We start from the raw sequence: 16,812 nt of genomic DNA on the forward strand, positions 1-16,812 counted from the left end.
TGCTAAATGAATTTTGGCAAAAGAAAAAGTTGTAGAAAAACTACAACTTTTTGCTTTTTAATTTGAATTTACAGTCTATTCAGCTGGGAAAATCTTGTCAGGGTTAATGACATAATTTGGATCAAAGACGCGCTTAATCTTTCTCAAAATATCAGTGTAATCCTTGCCATAATAACTTTCGAACCAGTCTTTTCTAGCATAGCCAATCCCGTGCTCACCAGACATATTTCCATCTAATGACTTAGCGGTCTTGTACAATTCTGTAATAACATAATCGCTCTTCTTCTTAAATTCTTCATCACTCATGTCATCGGAGCAAAGGTAAATATGCAAGTTACCATCCCCGGCGTGCCCAAAGTTTGGAATCCGCATATTTTGTTCTTTCTCTAATTCATCAATGCGGTGCAAGACATCAGGGATATGGTTGATTGGAACACAGATATCCACTTCATCCATCTTAGGCGTTGATTTTTGAATAGCTAACAGCAATGCTTCACGGCAAGCCCAAATCTTCTTAGCTTCTTCTGAATCAGCATCCAAGACAACAGCCTTCATCGCGTTAAATGGCTTAGTTGCTGCTAAAGCTTGCTTAAGTTCAGCTTGTAATTCTTCATCAGTAAAGGCATCAATTCCTAAAATAATGAACCCATCCCCTTCACTAATTGGGAAGGTTTCATTATAGTATTTCTCCCATAATTGAATAACCTTACGGCCCATAAATTCAACGGTCGTTGGTACTACACCTGAAGCCAAAATGGCTGGGATAGACTTAATCGCATCGTCTAAAGTAGGGAATGGAATAATCGCGTTAATCGCCTTTCTTGGGCGTGGATATAAGCGGATCGTAACTTCAGTGACAACACCCAAAGTCCCTTCAGAACCGATAATGATGTCCTTTAATGAATAACCAGATGCGGATTTAACTGCCTTACTACCAAATTTGTAAAGCTTGCCATCAGTTAAAGCCACTTTTAATTCACGGATGTGTTCACGAGTAACCCCATACTTAATCGCCTTTAAGCCACCAGCGTTAGTATCGACGTTCCCACCAATTGCAGCCCAGTGCATGGCTGGTGCTGGCATGTAAGTGAATGGCTTATCGGCTAAAAATTCTTCGATATCCTTTAATCTAATGCCTGCTTGGACGGTCATGTTTAAACTTTCTGGACTATATTCTAAGATCTTGTTCATCTTAATCATGTCCAGTGAAATCCCACCATCAACCGTTAAGTTAGCTCCCATTAAGCCAGTTGAATTACCACGGGGTACTAATGGAATATTGTGATCACTAGCATACTTCACTACTTTAGTTACTTCTTCATTAGTAACTGGTTGAATGACTAAATCAGGCATGGCTCGAACGGTCTTAAACTGATCGTGATCCCAGTGCTCAGTTGGTTTAGTAATAAATCTTTCATCATCGCTAATATAAGTCTTTAAAATGTCCAAGTCATTTTGATCAATTTTATGATATTGCATATTATTCTCCCTTTTCTAAATTAAATCGCTGAAACTCAACAGTTTCATTCTACGGGAATTTTGTAAGCGCTGTCAAAAATATGATCTTTTTCACAAAAGAAAAAGCCTGCTAGCTTCACTGCTAGTAGACTAAAAAAATTATATTAGTGATTATTTTGCAAAGTATATAAGTTATAGTAATAACCCTTCTTAGCTAATAATTCCTCATGTGTACCCTTTTCAACAATCCGGCCCTTATCCAAAACAATAATTTGATTGGCATCAGCAATCGTCGATAAACGGTGGGCAATCGCAAGAGTTGTCCGCCCCTTACGCAAACGCTTAAGACCTTCTTGAATTAAAGTTTCAGTCTCAGTATCGACATTAGCGGTTGCTTCGTCTAAAACTAAAATCTTCGGATCAGTTACCAAAGTCCGCGCAAAGGAAATCAATTGTCGTTGTCCCTGACTAAGTTCACCGCCGCCCTCAATCACCTTGGCGTGATATTTACCAGGCATCTCTTCAATGAAGTTGTCAGCTTGCACAGTCTTAGCTGCCGCTTTGATTTGCTCGTCGGTGATCTTGTCATTATATAAACGAATATTAGAAGCAATATCACCATAAAACATGAATGGTTCTTGTAAGACCAAACCTAATTTCTGCCGCAATTCTTCTTTAGGATATTTCTTCAGGTCAACGCCATTAATCAAAATTTGTCCTTGGTAATATTCATAAAAACGCATCATGACGTTAATAATCGAACTCTTACCAGAACCCGTATGACCGACAATCCCCAACGTTTCACCAGGGTTAACAGTAAAACTGATATCATGCAGAATTTCATTTTTGCCATCATAAGAAAAGCTGACATGCTTGAATTCAATTTTACCTTGGGTGATCGTTAAGCCTTTTTGCGCATCTTGTTTTGGTTCATACTCCGTATTATCTAAAATGCAGAAAATTCTTTTACCAGCAACAATCCCATCTTGAAACAGTGTCATCTGGTCCATCATCGTTGAGATGGGGTTAAAGAACTGAGAAATATACTGTGAGAAAGCATATACTACCCCTGCTGGGACAAAAGTCTTTTGCAAAGGAAAGCCAAAGTACATCAAGGCGACTGACAAGGCAAGTGAATAGAGCAAACTAGTCAATGGTGATAACAACAGTGAATTAATCCGGATCATATTGAACCGCGTATTCATCAAGCCACCATTTTCTGCTTCAAACTCGCCAGTCATCCGTCCTTCTTGTTTGAACTGCTGGATTAAAGAAACTCCTTCAATTGATTCATTCAAGTTAGTATTAATTCGGCTCAATCGTTCACGATAATTCCGATACAGCTTAGAACTCTTTCTTGAATAAAGCCAAATTACTAAAAGTAAAATAGGCAAGAACGCTAACATCAACCAACCTGCTGTTTGATTAGTCAAAAACATGGTGACTAAAGCTGAACCAACTGAGAAGACACTAATCACGACTGTTGATAAAACCGTTAAGAAATTACTTAAGGTCATCGTATCATTAGTCACTCGGGAAACAATTGACCCAGCTGGTGTCTGGTCAAAATAGCGCATCCCTAGTGAATGAAGCTTACGATAAAGCGCCTGCCGTACACTTTCCAATGATTTTTCTGAACCAAGAGCAAAGAAAAATTGATAGGTAAACTGCAAAATTGCCTTAAGTAGTGAACCAGCCGCATACAGAAAGCCCGCAAATAAAATAACTTGCACAGTCGCCGTTTGTTTTAAAAGAAAATGATCAAGGAAATACTGCAAGCCAAATGGTAAAAGCATATTAATCACACTGACTAAGAATGCTCCGACAGCCGCAATGATCATCTCCGTCTTAAACATCTTCACAAATCCTAACAAACGTTTAAAGATTTGCATTTGTTCTTTGACCGGAATTTCTTCAGACCAAACTGACTTAAACTCATCGTTATTCATTTGCATCACCTACTTTCTCTTCTAATTCTTGCCGGCGCCACATCTCAGCATACCAACCATCTTCGGACAATAATTGCTCGTGATTCCCGCGTTCGACAATCCGACCATTCTTTAATACCAAGATCAAATCCGCATTCATCACTGAAGTTAAACGGTGCGCCGCAATTAAAGTGGTCTTGCCTTGGCGTTCTTTCTTAAGTGATTTCAAAATTTCAGTTTCGGTCTTAGCATCAACTGCCGACAAGGCATCATCCATAATCAAAATCTGACTATGTTTTAACAGAGCCCGAGCAATTGACATTCGCTGCTTTTGCCCACCTGAAAGTGAAACTCCATTTTCACCAACTAAAGTTTGATAAGAGCGCGGCATTTGTAAAATATCATTGTGTAAATCACTCTTTTTAGCTGCTTCAATGACTTGATTATCTCCAGCATCAGCTTGTGAGAAAGAAATGTTCTTTTGAATGGATGTTGAGAACAAGTAATTATTCTGCGGTACATAAGAAATTTGACGCAACAAAACATTTAATGGAATTTCACGAATATCGTGACCATTTAAAGCAATTTGGCCATCATAATCATCAAACTCCCTTAATAATAGTTGGATAATGGTCGTCTTCCCTGAGCCAACCCGGCCCACAAGGCCTAAGGTTTCACCTTTATGCAAAGTAAAATCAATCTTTTGTAAAACCGGAATGTCCTTTTCATCAGGATAGGCAAAGGATTTAATTTGATACTTTAAGTCGCCATCAATGTCCTTAGCAGTTAAACTTTCGTCGGCATGAGCATCGGTGATTAGTGGTTGCTCATCCAGTAATTTTTGCACCCGATCATAACTCGCACTACCACGCTCTAAGATATTATATAAATAACCAATGGCAAACATTGGCCACACCATGTTCCCAATATAAGCAATAAAGGAAACTAATTGTCCAATTGATAGCACATGATTAGTTACTAGTAGACCCCCGTAAATGATCGTAATCGTGTAAGTTAAGCCAATGATAATTGTGCCTAACGGATCAAACAAGGAATCCCAGACAAAGACCCGCCGATTAATTTTTATTGTATCTTGCACCATTTTGTCAAAAGCAGCTGTATCTTCTTTGCCTTGACCAAAAGTCTTTAAGACTTTAATGCCTGAAACTGATTCTTGTGTCTTATTATTTAAGCGCGAAAAAGCAGCTTGTGATTCATTAAAGGCATCATGCAGACGGTTACCTAACTTTTGTGCACCCCAAGCCAAAAATGGCAGTGGCAATAAAGCCACAATGGTTAACCGGACATCGACAAAAATGATCATGGCAATCATTGTCGAGACCCCCATCATCAAAGAGTCAACTAAAGTTAACACCCCATCACCAGCTACATTTTGAATGGCAGAGACATCGTTAGTGGCATGGGCCATCAAGTCTCCTGTTCGGTGCCGCTGATAAAAGGTGCGGTCCATCTTCATAAAGTGTGCAAATAATTTTGACCGCATTTGTCGTTCTAGTTCGGCAGCTCCGCCCCAAATTTGTTTACGCCAAAAATAGCGCAAAATATACAAGACAATCGCGGCCGCAATCACCGCCAAAATGAGCATCCCATACTGACCCCAACTAATGTGGCCTTGATCTAATTGGTCTGCCATTAAACCTAGAACTCTTGGTGGGACCAAGTTAGCAAATGACGTTAATGCTAAAAAGGTAATCCCAATAATATATCGTGTCTTTTCCTTCTTAAAAAACCAACCTAGTTTTTTAAAAATACCCATTAAGTCACCCCCCTATTTTTGAGCAAAAGAAAAAGACGAGATAATCCGTCTTCCTACTAGCTATTCAATAATTGAATTTACTTACCTTGTTGTTGATGCTTCATCATGTTCATCACTTGGTTAACCTTCTTAGCTGAAGGTTTTTGACCCATTTGTGACATCATAGCAACAATCATATCTTCGCTAATTGGAGGATTATCTTGGAAATATTTCTTCATATATGCTCTTGCACCATAAAATCCGCCGATTAAACCGACAGCTAGTGCGACAATAATTAATACAATTGCTAAACCTAAATTCATAATCTAATAAATCCTCCATTACCTAACATTAATATCTTACCTAATTTCAGGTATTTTTCAAGACTAAATTAATCTTTTCTCAAGCCTTTTCTTCTTTGAGCTCTTTTAGCTCTTTCAGAAGTAACTTCCTTACCGTTCTTATCGATAATTACGGTATCTTCTAATTGTTGCTTGAAGCCCGCTCTGAAGTTAGCAATAAACTTCTTATGCAATTCTTTTCTTTCGGCTTCCTCTTCAGGAGTCAAGCCTTGTTCTTGTTTCTTGTGATAAAGTTCGTTAATACGAGCAGTAACTTTTTTCTCTTCTTCTTTGTCCATTTTTAACACCTCTATTTATAATGTAGTTTACAGTATTTAGCCTTTAAAAAAAAGCAAAATAATTTAGAACGCTTGTTTGTAATTTTTGGATTTTTCTGTTAAACTTAATATAAAGCAAATTTGAATTGAGGTAAATAACAATGCCAAGAAAAGAACATGAAACGAAACAATTAGAAATCTTGAAATTTATTTATGACACTGTCGAAGATCGTGGCTTTCCTCCAACAGTTCGGGAAATTTGTGCCGGAGTTAACTTATCTTCAACTTCCACAGTTCACGGTCACCTATCACGACTGGAAAAGAAAGGCTTAATTGTTAAAGATGCAACTAAGCCACGTGCACTAGAAATCACAGCTGAAGGTCGGAAAGAATTAGGGATTAAGCCAACTACAATTCCAATTGTCGGTGTAGTTGCAGCCGGTCAACCAATTTTAGCCGTTGAAGACACAACTGAATATTTTCCATTGCCACCAGATTTAAAGAATGATGCGGGAGAATTATTCATGTTGCGCATTCACGGCGACAGTATGATCAATGCCGGAATCTTTGATGGTGATGAAGTGATCGTTAAGAAGCAAAGTACGGCTGAAAATGGTGAAATCGTGATTGCGATGACTTATGAAGATGAAGCAACGTGCAAACGTTTCTATAAAGAAAATGGTCATTACCGTTTGCAACCTGAAAATGATACGATGGATCCAATTATTTTGAACCACGTCACGATTTTGGGTAAGGTAGTCAGCCTATACAGAAATAACATTGATTAATTAAAAAGTGTTTGGACTTGCCAAACACTTTTTTTATTGCAAAATTTTAGTTAATTTTTCCTCAAAAACCGGTAACCATTTTTCGCGATAACCTGCTCTAGTCGGATGGATTTCATCCGCCATATACAAACTATCTTGATCTTTAAAATCAGGATTGTGATAAAGATCAATTAATTCTAACCCATACTTTTGCACAATTTCTTGTGCGCGATCGACCATTTTGGAATAAAGGTCATTCTCAAAATAAGGATTCGTATAGATGACAATCGGACAATGCCAAGTTGCTTGGGCTTTGGAAACAATATACTCTAGCGCACCCGTGATGGTCTTGGTATCAAACTTGCCATCTTGACTCAATTCTCCTAATTGTTGACTACCACGCTTGGTATCATTAGTTGATAATTGCAAGACAAATAACTCTGGCTTAGCCTCGGGCAATTCTTTGTTGAAGCGAGCAACATATGAATCACCAGGCTCAAAGGCAGCTTCATCAACCAAGGTTGTACCATTCTCGGCATCCTTAATTGCTTCAATTCCGTCTCTTTTCCATAAATAATCAACAAAGGATTCACCTAATGCGCCAAAACCAAAAGTTACCGATGATCCTAAGAACAAGATCTTTTTATTAAGTAGTGGACTAATGACAGTCTCGGTACTGTTGACGCTATACTTGCGACTATTCCCAGGTAAATCAGCAAGTTCTTGGAAGTATTTTTGCATTAAAGGTTTTCGGTCAGCTTCCATTCTTAATTCCGCTAAAGCCACCTTTGACAAGTCATTATTTTGTCCTAAAGAGATCAAAAAGGTTTCATTACTCAATTTATTTTCGCTTCTTTCTTTAAGTATGGCTTAATAACCAACCAATCTTTGGCAATTTGCTCGGTTAATTTTCGATTGTAAAAGACCGCCGCAGGATGATATTGCGGAAAAATTGTATATTTCTCCTTAGACCACACGTAACCATCTTCTTGGTCATTTAATTGTAAAATCGGTGTATCTTTAATTACTGTGCCATGCTCTTGGGAAATCTTGTGTCCAGGTCCTAATAAACGCTCTAAGGCAGTATTTCCCACGGCTACAATTAACTTTGGCTGTACTTGCTTAATTTCGTAATCAAAAAGTGGTGCATGCGCTAAAATCTCTTTTTTAGTAGGTTTGCGGTTAGGATATTTGGTCACCTTTTTATTTTCGCGCTTACTGAAGACCTCTTTCACGCTATAAGGCCGACTACGGACTGCAGAAGTGATATAGACGTCTTCGCGCTTCAGACCAATTGAAGCTAGCGACTTCATTAATTCCTTACCAGAATCACCGTGAAAAGGAATATGGGACTCAATTTCTTCTCTTCCTGGTGCTTCACCGACGATCATTAGCGCCGGATGAATTGGCCCAGCTCCTTCATTGATCCCTTCTATTTTCATCCCTTGAGCACGTTTTTCGACTTTTTGCCATAATTCTTTTGGATAATGCATTTTAAGCCTGCTTTTTCAAATATTCAGTAGCATCCAGCAGCATTTGTTCTAACCCGCGTCCTTTAACAAAATAGGCTGGCCCTTCACTAGCAGTAATCCACTTAGAGTTGAGAATTTCTTCTTTTTGATCAACTACTGCTTGGTCAGGATTATACTCACTTAAAAAGAAATCGACTTTTTTGATAGTTCCTTCTTCAGTATGATATTCAGTTTGACGTTGAAAATTAAAGTCAAACTTAGGATGTAATCCCACTTCTTCGGCAACCTCTCTTTGAGCAGCTTCTTTTTCAGTTTCACCTGGTTCAAGGTGTCCTTTTGGAAAGCCCCAACTGTGATGCAAAACACTTTTAACAATTAAAAATTCCAATTGACCATTATTTTTACGGTAAATAATACTACCGGCTGAATGTTCATGTATCATCAATATTTCCCCCTCGTATTGGCTTAATTATACACGAAAATTAAGAAATAATTTAGTAAGAGCAAGGATTAGACTAGTTGTGATACACTTAAGTAGCTAATCTTTTTAAAAAATCAGGTGAATTAATTGAATAAGAAAACAAAAGGTATCATTGTTTGGTGGGTGGAATTTTTAGCCTTCCTAGCAATCTTGTGGGGTGGTCTGCTAGCCCTGAATACTTACGTCTTAGCCAATTGTACAGTTTCAGGGATTTCAATGGAACCAACCTTTGACAATGGTGAAAGAGTGGTCGCTGTCCGCCATGCGCAATTAAAACGCGGTGAAGTGGTAGTTGTTGATGCACCAGATGAGCCAGGTGCGTTGTACATTAAGCGAATTATCGGGATGCCCGGTGATAAGCTCGTCAGCAAGAACAATCAAATTTATATCAATGGCAAAAAAATTAATCAGCCGTGGCTAAAAGCTGGTTGGAAACTAACCGATAATGGTGAAGATGGCTTTACTGGAACAAAATACTCACAAACGCAGAACTTTACCATTAGTTCCTTAGCCAAAACTGCCAATTATCGCCGTTTCTACACGACTAAGCAATTAAAAACCATGCAAAAGACCAATCGTGTTCCGAAAGGTACTTATTTCGTCATGGGAGACCACCGGAGCGTTTCAAAAGATAGCCGCTATATTGGTACTATCAAACGAAGCAAAATCGTTGGTGTGGTTAAATTTAGTTACTGGCCATTAAATAAGATTAAGTTTTATTAGAAATCAGTGGGAAGAAACTTCTCGAAAAATAGCCGAGATAGTGTAGAACCGAATTAGAATACGTAGTATTCAATTCGTGTTCGTAACTATAGTCGGCTATTTTTGTTTCTGACCACGACAATTCTGAAATGGAGAAGACAAAAAAACAAACAGAAAAAAGCACCATCTTCCACATAAATGTGAAAAATGATGCTCCAAACTGACCAGGCTCCCCTCCTAGTCAGTTTAGTTTTTTTCTAAAAAAGCAAACAAAACCAGATGCCTACCTCTGATAACTTTAAGTAAAAGACTTTTTCGCTAACGCGAACGCATGCTATTACCGAATCATCAATCAGAAATTAGTTTCTCATCTGGTTTCATTCCCTTCTTCACAGTAAATTAAGAATATCATACTATTCTTATGTGTCAACCTTTTTTATCAAAAGGGCTGAACTAAGCAAAAAGTCAACTCAAAACGAGTCGACTTCCTGTTGTTACTAATTCAATGAAATTAGCGACGTGCTTCTGCAATTCTTGCAGACTTACCCTTACGGTCACGTAAGTAGTAAAGCTTAGCACGACGTACACGACCATGACGTACTACGTCAAGCTTAGCAACACGTGGGTCGTTAATTGGGAAGGTACGTTCAACACCAACACCTGAAGCAATTTTACGAACAGTGTAAGTTGCAGCAATGCCAGTACCCTTCTTCTTAATAACAACACCTTCGAACATCTGAATACGTTCGTGGCTACCTTCAACAACACGTACGTGAACACGAACAGTGTCACCAGCACGGAAAGCTGGGATATCGTCACGAATTTGTTCTTTAGTTAATTCTGCAATTAATGGATCCATAATATTTTTTCTCCTTCTTCGGCATTCATTCACGCACCAGCGCCAGCGGAACACCCATAACTTATTTTGTGGCTTTTGCCACGCAGTATAGTTTATCAGATATCGTCAGCTTAAGCAAGGTCTGCTTTGATTTGACGCAAAATTTTTTCTTCTTCTGGACTTAAGCTGCGCTTTTCTAACATATCTGGTCGATGAAGATAAGTTGCCTTTAAAGCTTGATAATGACGCCACTCAGCGATCTTTTGGTGGTTGCCACTAGTTAAAACCTCTGGCACTTTTTGTCCCTCAAAATCAGCTGGACGTGTATATTGGGGATATTCAAGTAAACCATGTGAGAAACTTTCTTCAACTGGAGACGCCTCATTACCTAAAATCCCTGGAATTAAGCGGACAGTGGCATCGATCATACTCATGGTTGGCAATTCGCCACCAGTGAGCACATAATCGCCAATTGAGACCGTTTCATCAGCTAAATCATAAACTCTTTGATCAAAACCTTCATAGTGACCACAGATAAAGGTGAGCTCATCTTCTTTAGCCCAATCTTGTGCCATTTGTTCATTGAACGTTTTACCTTGCGGAGCGGTAATAATCACCTTCCCAGTTGAAGGCAAGGAATCCAGTGCCTTTTTAATTGGCATAATTTGTAGGACCATGCCAGCACCTCCACCATATGGCGTATCATCAACATGATGATGGACATCCGTCGTAAAGTCACGAAAATTGACTAAGTTTAACTGCCACTTATTATCTTCTAGTCCTCTACCAAGCATTGAAACTTGCAGCGGGGTAAACATATCTGGAAAAAGTGTTAAAACATTAATCTTCATCGCGTAACCCCTCCATTAATTCCACAAACACTTGCTTATGCTCAATATCAACTTTTTTCACTACATCCTTAATGTATGGTAACCAAAATTCTTTGCCGTTTTCTTCTTTAACCAGCCAAATATCATTTGCACCAGGTGCTTCAATATCAGTTATTTCGCCAATCAAAGAACCAGTTTCATTGTCCAAAACCTGGCAGCCTAAAATATCACGGTAGTAGTAAGAACCGGCCGGCAATTCCTGTTGATTAGCTTCACTAACGACCAAAGTTTTCCCTTTTAACTTTTCGGCTTGGTCAATATCAGTTATTTCTTCAAATTGGACTAACCAAAATTGCTTAAAGGGACGCCCACTTTTGACCGTTAAAACTTCTTCAGGTTGATCCTTTAAAGCTAATTCTGAGCCAGCACTAAAGCGTTCATTGGGAAAGTCCGTAATCACGGCTACTTTAACTTCACCATTTAAACCATGGGTGGTTAAAATTTTTGCGACATCGTAATATTGCATTCTTTTCACCTTTAAAATTCGTAAGAAAAAAAGTTTGAAGTACAAAACTCCAAACTTTTTAAGTAATTATTTAATTACTTGTTGTACTTTGCATCGTGCAACTTCTTCATAAGGCCAGCACCTGAAAGAAGTGATCTAACAGTGTCTGAAGGTTGAGCACCCTTTTGAAGCCATTCAAAAATCTTGTCTTCTTCAAGCTTCAATTCCTTTGGTTGTGCAACTGGGTTGTAGTAACCAACTTGTTCGATGTAACGACCATCACGTGGCATACGTGAGTCGGCAACAACGATTCTGTAGAATGGCTTTCTCTTGGCACCAGCACGGTGCATACGAATTTTAACTGACATAAATTAATTTCCTCCTAAAACTTAACGATTAATAATATACCACCAAAGCAAATGGGTGTAAAGTGTTTTTCCTTAACAGTTAAAAATATTTTTTATGAATGGAATCGTTTCATCTTCTTCATGCGCTTGCGTTTATTCTTCTTGAATTGCTTTCCCATCTTGCGCATTGCCATCTTAGCCATTGGTGAATTCATTCCTGGCATACCTTGTAACGCCTTAGTATTACCTTTGGTAATCTTGGACATCATGTCGCGGGCCTGCTTGAACTGCTTAATCATCCGGTTAACTTCAACCACTGGGCGGCCGGAGCCGGCTGCAATTCTACGTCTACGACTAGGATTCAAGATATCTGGATCTTCTCGTTCTGCTTCGGTCATTGAATAAACGATAGCCTTAGTATGAGCGATTTGTTTTTCATCAACACTTAAATTCTTTAATTGCGGATTGTTGGCCATCCCTGGGATCATCTTCATGATTTGATCTAGTGGTCCTAATTTTTGCACTTGTTCTAATTGATCAATAAAGTCGTTGAAGTCAAAGGTATTCGCCTTCATCTTTTCAGCAACTTTTTCAGCTTCTTTAGCATCGTAATCTTGTTGAGCCTTTTCAATCAAGGTCAACATATCACCCATGCCTAAAATTCTTGAAGCCATCCGATCTGGGTGGAAGTCTTGTAAATCAGTTAACTTTTCCCCTTGACCAGTATAAATGATCGGCTTACCAGTAACGGCTCTAATTGAAAGGGCAGCACCACCACGAGTATCACCATCAAGTTTCGTCAAAATGACGCCAGTCACATCAAGCCGTTCGTCAAAGCCTTTAGCGACATCTGTAGCAGCTTGACCAGTCATGGCATCAACAACTAATAGAATGTTATCGGGAAGAGCAACTTCTTTTACTCGTTCCAATTCTTCCATTAATGGTTCGTCAATTTCAAGTCGACCGGCCGTATCAATAATGATATAGTCATTCTTATTTTTATCAGCTTCTGCCAACCCATCTTCAACGATCTTAGCGACATCTTTTTCATCAGCTTCGTTAAAGACAGGCACGTCTAATTGTTGACCAATTTGCTTCAACTGATCAATGGCAGCTGGACGGTAAATATCGCCAGCAATTAATAATGGGCGCGCCTTTTCAGTTTGTTGTAAATGATAGGCAAGTTTACCAACAGTTGTCGTTTTACCAGTACCTTGTAAACCAACCATCATGATAATTGTTGGGATATGCTTAGACTTGTTTAAGCCAACGGCGGTTTCACCCATCATCTTAGTCAATTCTTCATTAACAATCTTAATGACCTGTTGACCTGGGTTTAAACTTTCTTGAACTTCCTTACCCAGCGCTTCTTGCTTGATTTTCTTAATAAAGTCCTTAACGACTTTAAAGTTAACATCGGCTTCTAATAAAGCTAACCGGATTTCACGACTGGCTTTATTGATATCTTCTTCCGAAATCTTGCCTTTACCAGTTAAATTTTTTAATGCTTTTTGAATTCGTTCACTTAAATTTTCAAAAGCCATGGGTTATTCTCCCCTCATCTTATTCAACAATTTGACTAATTCTGCTTTAGCCACTTGTTGATCATTATTATCAATTGCTAATACTGCATCGGCAAGACTATTTTCAATCTTGTCATAATCTTGCTTCATATGCAGTTTACTTTCATAATTCTCAAGGATCTTACTTGAGCGTTTTAAATTATCATAGACAGCTTGCCGCGAGACTTCATGATTAGCAGCAATCTCACCTAGTGAAAGATCATTATAATAGTAATCTTCAAAGTAATCTTGCTGACCTTGCGTAAGCAAGCTGCCATAGTAGGCATATAAATCGCCTAATTTTTCATTCTTTGTTAGTTCATCCATTTAAGTTTCACCGTTTTTAAGTATAGCAAAAATCCCCTCTTTTTAGAATTGACTACGCCTAATTTCATTGTTAAAATGAGTTGATTTTTACTTTTATTTTTTAAGTTACTTCTAATTTCATGATATAGTAGTGTACAAGGATTTGAAACATTGTGAATCTTTTTCAAAAGATGAATCGAAAAGAAGATCCACGTGTCTATGAGAATAAGGATGGACATTTAGTGCGATCTTTAAAAGTAAAAGATATTTTAGCTCTAGGTGTGGGAACCATTGTCTCCGCCTCAATTTTTACTTTACCTGGTGAAGTAGCGGCGATGCATACTGGTCCAGCGGTTGCAATTTCCTTTATTTTAGCTGCAGTTGCGGCAGGGTTAGTAGCCTTTGCTTATGCAGAAATGGCGGCAGCAATGCCTTTTGCCGGATCAGCCTACTCTTGGATCAACGTCATTTTTGGTGAATTCTGGGGCTGGGTTGCTGGCTGGGCCTTGCTTGCCGAGTACTTCCTTGCCTTAGCCTTTGTTGGTTCTGGACTTTCAGCTAACTTGAGAGCCTTAATTGCTCCGCTAGGCTGGAAATTACCAGCTGCGCTTTCCAATGCTTTTGGGACTGATGGCGGAGTCATTGATTTGATCTCTGTGCTCTCAATTGCCTTAGTTGGAATTTTAATTTCAGTTGGTGTAGGCCGGGTGGCACGAGTTGAAAATGCCTTAGTTGTTTTAAAAGTATTTGCAATTCTACTCTTCGTCGTAGTGGGTGCCACTGCTTTAAAGGCTGGCAATTACCAACCTTTCATCCCTAAGTACCACCCAACTGCCAATGGTCCGTTTGGTGGTTGGCAAGGGATCTATGCCGGGGTAGCCATGATTTTCCTATCATATATTGGCTTTGATTCAGTGGCCGCTAATTCCGCTGAAGCGATTGAACCTGAAAAGACCATGCCACGAGGAATCATTGGTTCTTTAGTTATTGCAGTTGTCTTATTCGTCAGTGTTAGTTTAGTTCTGGTAGGAATTGTTCCTTATCAAGAATACGCTGGTAACGCTGAACCAGTTGGTTTAGCCTTAAGAGCTGCTAATCATCCAATTGTGGCTGTTGTGGTACAAACAATTGCAGTCTTGGGAATGTTCACGGCATTAATCGGAATGAGTATGGCTGGTTCAAGACTGATCTATTCCTTCGGTCGTGATGGGATGTTACCTAAGGCTTTAGGTAAGCTTGATGAAAATCACCGTCCAAACAACGCTGTCTTAACTATTACCTTAGCAGCAATTATTATTGGGACGATCTTTCCCTTCTCAGCTTTATCACAATTGATTTCCGCTGGGACCTTAATTGCCTTCATGTTTGTTTCCTTAGCGATTTATCCATTAAGAAAACGAGAGGGGCAAGACATCGTTGATCCATCTTTCAAGATGCCACTTTTCCCAGTTTTACCTTTCTTAGCCTTTCTTGCATCTTTAATTGTCTTCTTAGGCTTGGACAAGCAAGCTAAGTTATATGCTGGTATTTGGTTTATTTTAGGAGTTGTCATCTACCTAGTTTATGGTGTGCGGCATTCTAGCTTAAACAAAAAAGAAAAATAATTTTAGCTATTAAAAAGTGAGTGGGAAGAAACTTCTCGAGAAATAGCCGAGATAGTGTAGAACTAAATTAAAGCACGCAGTGCTTAATTTATGTTCGTAACTATAGTCGGCTATTTCTGTTTCTGACCACGATAATTCTGGAATGGAGAATGCAAAGAGTCTGGGAAAGTTATTTCCCAGACTCTTTTTCTTTTTGCGCTATTTATTATAAGTTAGCATCCATGTTGAAGGTCAACTTAGACATGCTGATGGAATCAACCATCATTTGACCCCAAAGCTTTTCAGTATCCTTCTTAGTGTGAGCAACTGTTTCTTGGTTAGCCTTTGTTAAGTAGGCAGTTAATTCTTCACCTGACTTACCTTCAGCACCTTTGATTACTTCTTCAACACGAGCTCTGTAGTAACGGTTAAGTTCAGTTAAATAAGTAGTATCAAGTTGAACAAATTGTGGGTAATGACTTTCTACCAAAGCAGCAACTGACTTGTAGTACCACCAAGCATCATTCATGTTGTAATCCATAGAGGTGTTGTTGTATGAAGGATCAGTATCACTCATATTAGCAAAGAATGGAACATATGGAGTGAAAGTTGGTCCACCAATACATAACCACATAATGGCAGCACGATCAGCTGGAACATCGCTTCTAATTTGCAAAATGTGGGAGTTTTGCGTCCGGTTCAAGCCAATTGGACGGAAGCGGTGCTTTTCTTCATCGGTTCCTTTACCAAATGGATCAAATGGGGTGTCTTGGTAGTGTGAACCCAAGGCAAATTGGATATCTTCGCGACTAATCTTCTTAGCAGCCTTACGGATAAATGGAATGTCGCCATCTTCTGGATCTTGTTCAATTTCTGGGTTAAACAACTTTTGAATGTACCATTGACGGTTAGTGTTGTAGTGACGATCTTGTTCAGTGTAAGTACCAAAAATATGACGGAAGTTCCAACCTTCGTGGTCAGTGTTCAAATGGTGTTCTTCAACAAATTCACGAATACCATCGCTCCACATAAAGTAATCTGGATTGTCAAAATCAACTTGTTCAATGGCTACCCGGTTACCTGTCGCAGCATAACAATCATCTGGAATTCGTTCAGCAACCCAGTGGTGACCAGTAACAATTTCCATGTACCAGATTTCATCCTTATCACTGAACAAAACTGAGTTACCAGCTGGTGAACCATACTTAGCGATTAATTTACCTAAGTAGCAAACACCATCTCTAGCTGAATGAATGTATGGCAAGACTGAGGTTTGCATACAATCTTCGTCCAAACCATCCTTAACTAATGGATCAAAAGCTAAAGTTCTTTCATTACCATAAGTTGATTCAGTACATGACATCGCAACGTTTTCTTCGTTAATACCACTTTCGTCGTAATAACCACGATGCTTGTAATCAACATTTGGTACAGCTGGTACACGTTGAGCATCTTCTGGTAAATCCATTTCGAACTTGTTAAGCCAAGACTTAATATGTTTCTTTTCGCCGTGACGAGCTGGTTCAATAATAAACTTTTGTGGGGTAATTGGTCTAAAAGTATCATCGTTACGAGCAATCATCGTTGTCCCGTCGATTGAAGCTTTTTTACCAACTAAAATAGTTGTACAAGCACTATATTCTTTCATAGTTTTCTCC

The 16,812-nt window shown here is 38.9% G+C and carries 18 protein-coding genes; 3 read left to right on the forward strand and 15 right to left on the reverse strand.

Going from position 1 to position 16,812, the window contains the following annotated elements; all coding sequences use genetic code 11:
• Positions 1 to 75: 75 nt before the first annotated feature.
• The 5 genes from EJK17_RS01175 to EJK17_RS01195 form a co-directional block, all read right to left on the reverse strand.
• Positions 76 to 1,479, reverse strand: coding sequence for an FAD-binding oxidoreductase (locus tag EJK17_RS01175; protein ID WP_103661001.1), 1,404 nt, complete (start codon positions 1,477 to 1,479; stop codon positions 76 to 78).
• 143 nt (positions 1,480 to 1,622) lie between these two features.
• Positions 1,623 to 3,407, reverse strand: a complete 1,785-nt coding sequence (locus EJK17_RS01180) for an ABC transporter ATP-binding protein (protein ID WP_103661020.1) — start codon at positions 3,405 to 3,407, stop codon at positions 1,623 to 1,625.
• The gene (locus EJK17_RS01185) at positions 3,400 to 5,163 is read right to left on the reverse strand and encodes an ABC transporter ATP-binding protein (protein WP_103661000.1); all 1,764 of its coding nucleotides are present in this window, start codon (positions 5,161 to 5,163) and stop codon (positions 3,400 to 3,402) included. The genes EJK17_RS01180 and EJK17_RS01185 overlap by 8 nt, the downstream gene beginning before the upstream one ends.
• Before the next feature lie 77 nt (positions 5,164 to 5,240).
• Positions 5,241 to 5,465 (reverse strand): YneF family protein, encoded by a 225-nt coding sequence (locus EJK17_RS01190; protein WP_103660999.1) that lies wholly within the window; start codon positions 5,463 to 5,465, stop codon positions 5,241 to 5,243.
• A gap of 68 nt (positions 5,466 to 5,533) precedes the next feature.
• Positions 5,534 to 5,782 carry a DUF896 domain-containing protein gene (locus EJK17_RS01195; protein ID WP_103660998.1) on the reverse strand — a complete coding sequence of 83 codons (249 nt, stop codon included), beginning with the start codon at positions 5,780 to 5,782 and terminating at the stop codon, positions 5,534 to 5,536.
• A gap of 140 nt (positions 5,783 to 5,922) precedes the next feature.
• On the opposite strand from EJK17_RS01195, the gene lexA reads away from it, so the two are divergent.
• On the forward strand, positions 5,923 to 6,549 hold the full coding sequence (gene lexA / locus EJK17_RS01200; RefSeq protein ID WP_103660997.1) for a transcriptional repressor LexA: 627 nt from the start codon (positions 5,923 to 5,925) through the stop codon (positions 6,547 to 6,549).
• 33 nt (positions 6,550 to 6,582) lie between these two features.
• Here lexA and EJK17_RS01205 read toward each other — a convergent pair whose 3' ends face one another.
• The 3 genes from EJK17_RS01205 to EJK17_RS01215 are packed head-to-tail and all read right to left on the reverse strand — an operon-like array spanning position 6,583 to position 8,442.
• The gene (locus EJK17_RS01205; RefSeq protein WP_103660996.1) at positions 6,583 to 7,368 is read right to left on the reverse strand and encodes an SGNH/GDSL hydrolase family protein; all 786 of its coding nucleotides are present in this window, start codon (positions 7,366 to 7,368) and stop codon (positions 6,583 to 6,585) included.
• Positions 7,365 to 8,021: a uracil-DNA glycosylase gene (locus tag EJK17_RS01210; protein ID WP_103660995.1), complete on the reverse strand. Its 657-nt coding sequence runs from the start codon at positions 8,019 to 8,021 to the stop codon at positions 7,365 to 7,367. Before EJK17_RS01210 ends, EJK17_RS01205 begins: the two co-directional genes overlap by 4 nt.
• Before the next feature lies 1 nt (position 8,022).
• On the reverse strand, positions 8,023 to 8,442 hold the full coding sequence (locus tag EJK17_RS01215; protein WP_127796137.1) for a bis(5'-nucleosyl)-tetraphosphatase: 420 nt from the start codon (positions 8,440 to 8,442) through the stop codon (positions 8,023 to 8,025).
• 150 nt (positions 8,443 to 8,592) lie between these two features.
• Between EJK17_RS01215 and lepB the strand changes: the two genes are divergently transcribed.
• Positions 8,593 to 9,204: a signal peptidase I gene (gene lepB, locus EJK17_RS01220; protein ID WP_369823577.1), complete on the forward strand. Its 612-nt coding sequence runs from the start codon at positions 8,593 to 8,595 to the stop codon at positions 9,202 to 9,204.
• A 490-nt stretch (positions 9,205 to 9,694) separates the two neighbouring features.
• Here the strand turns inward: lepB and rplS are convergent, their stop codons facing one another.
• The 6 genes from rplS to ylxM all read right to left on the reverse strand — a co-directional run bounded on the left by rplS (position 9,695) and on the right by ylxM (position 13,592).
• Positions 9,695 to 10,042 carry a 50S ribosomal protein L19 gene (gene rplS, locus EJK17_RS01225; protein ID WP_103660992.1) on the reverse strand — a complete coding sequence of 116 codons (348 nt, stop codon included), beginning with the start codon at positions 10,040 to 10,042 and terminating at the stop codon, positions 9,695 to 9,697.
• A 110-nt stretch (positions 10,043 to 10,152) separates the two neighbouring features.
• Entirely contained in the window at positions 10,153 to 10,872 is a 720-nt protein-coding gene (trmD, locus tag EJK17_RS01230) for a tRNA (guanosine(37)-N1)-methyltransferase TrmD (protein ID WP_103660991.1), read from the reverse strand.
• A complete protein-coding gene (rimM, locus tag EJK17_RS01235; RefSeq protein ID WP_103660990.1) occupies positions 10,862 to 11,377 on the reverse strand; it encodes a ribosome maturation factor RimM in 516 nt (171 codons plus the stop codon). The genes trmD and rimM overlap by 11 nt, the downstream gene beginning before the upstream one ends.
• A gap of 74 nt (positions 11,378 to 11,451) precedes the next feature.
• Positions 11,452 to 11,724 carry a 30S ribosomal protein S16 gene (gene rpsP / locus EJK17_RS01240; protein ID WP_103660989.1) on the reverse strand — a complete coding sequence of 91 codons (273 nt, stop codon included), beginning with the start codon at positions 11,722 to 11,724 and terminating at the stop codon, positions 11,452 to 11,454.
• A 92-nt stretch (positions 11,725 to 11,816) separates the two neighbouring features.
• Positions 11,817 to 13,247 (reverse strand): signal recognition particle protein, encoded by a 1,431-nt coding sequence (ffh, locus tag EJK17_RS01245; RefSeq protein WP_103660988.1) that lies wholly within the window; start codon positions 13,245 to 13,247, stop codon positions 11,817 to 11,819.
• Between the two features lie 3 nt (positions 13,248 to 13,250).
• A complete protein-coding gene (ylxM, locus tag EJK17_RS01250) occupies positions 13,251 to 13,592 on the reverse strand; it encodes a YlxM family DNA-binding protein (RefSeq protein WP_103660987.1) in 342 nt (113 codons plus the stop codon).
• Positions 13,593 to 13,744: 152 nt separating this feature from the next.
• Between ylxM and EJK17_RS01255 the strand changes: the two genes are divergently transcribed.
• Positions 13,745 to 15,175 (forward strand): APC family permease, encoded by a 1,431-nt coding sequence (locus EJK17_RS01255; RefSeq protein WP_103660986.1) that lies wholly within the window; start codon positions 13,745 to 13,747, stop codon positions 15,173 to 15,175.
• Positions 15,176 to 15,380: 205 nt separating this feature from the next.
• Here EJK17_RS01255 and EJK17_RS01260 read toward each other — a convergent pair whose 3' ends face one another.
• Positions 15,381 to 16,802 carry a C69 family dipeptidase gene (locus EJK17_RS01260; RefSeq protein ID WP_103660985.1) on the reverse strand — a complete coding sequence of 474 codons (1,422 nt, stop codon included), beginning with the start codon at positions 16,800 to 16,802 and terminating at the stop codon, positions 15,381 to 15,383.
• Between the last annotated feature and the right edge of the window lie 10 nt (positions 16,803 to 16,812).

The organism is Lactobacillus xujianguonis, assembly GCF_004009905.1.
GTDB classification, from domain to species: Bacteria; Bacillota; Bacilli; order Lactobacillales; family Lactobacillaceae; genus Lactobacillus; species Lactobacillus xujianguonis.

Bases quoted from the DNA above. Each gene is read 5' to 3' on its own strand.
- EJK17_RS01195 (WP_103660998.1), bottom strand. From the start codon at position 5,782: ATGGACAAAGAAGAAGAGAAAAAAGTTACTGCTCGTATTAACGAACTT.
- rpsP (WP_103660989.1), bottom strand. From the start codon at position 11,724: ATGTCAGTTAAAATTCGTATGCACCGTGCTGGTGCCAAGAGAAAGCCA.
- lexA (WP_103660997.1), top strand. From the start codon at position 5,923: ATGCCAAGAAAAGAACATGAAACGAAACAATTAGAAATCTTGAAATTT.
- EJK17_RS01210 (WP_103660995.1), bottom strand. From the start codon at position 8,021: ATGCATTATCCAAAAGAATTATGGCAAAAAGTCGAAAAACGTGCTCAA.
- EJK17_RS01260 (WP_103660985.1), bottom strand. From the start codon at position 16,802: ATGAAAGAATATAGTGCTTGTACAACTATTTTAGTTGGTAAAAAAGCT.
- EJK17_RS01180 (WP_103661020.1), bottom strand. From the start codon at position 3,407: ATGAATAACGATGAGTTTAAGTCAGTTTGGTCTGAAGAAATTCCGGTC.
- trmD (WP_103660991.1), bottom strand. From the start codon at position 10,872: ATGAAGATTAATGTTTTAACACTTTTTCCAGATATGTTTACCCCGCTG.
- rimM (WP_103660990.1), bottom strand. From the start codon at position 11,377: ATGCAATATTACGATGTCGCAAAAATTTTAACCACCCATGGTTTAAAT.
- rplS (WP_103660992.1), bottom strand. From the start codon at position 10,042: ATGGATCCATTAATTGCAGAATTAACTAAAGAACAAATTCGTGACGAT.
- EJK17_RS01175 (WP_103661001.1), bottom strand. From the start codon at position 1,479: ATGCAATATCATAAAATTGATCAAAATGACTTGGACATTTTAAAGACT.
- ffh (WP_103660988.1), bottom strand. From the start codon at position 13,247: ATGGCTTTTGAAAATTTAAGTGAACGAATTCAAAAAGCATTAAAAAAT.
- EJK17_RS01185 (WP_103661000.1), bottom strand. From the start codon at position 5,163: ATGGGTATTTTTAAAAAACTAGGTTGGTTTTTTAAGAAGGAAAAGACA.
- EJK17_RS01190 (WP_103660999.1), bottom strand. From the start codon at position 5,465: ATGAATTTAGGTTTAGCAATTGTATTAATTATTGTCGCACTAGCTGTC.
- EJK17_RS01215 (WP_127796137.1), bottom strand. From the start codon at position 8,442: ATGATACATGAACATTCAGCCGGTAGTATTATTTACCGTAAAAATAAT.
- ylxM (WP_103660987.1), bottom strand. From the start codon at position 13,592: ATGGATGAACTAACAAAGAATGAAAAATTAGGCGATTTATATGCCTAC.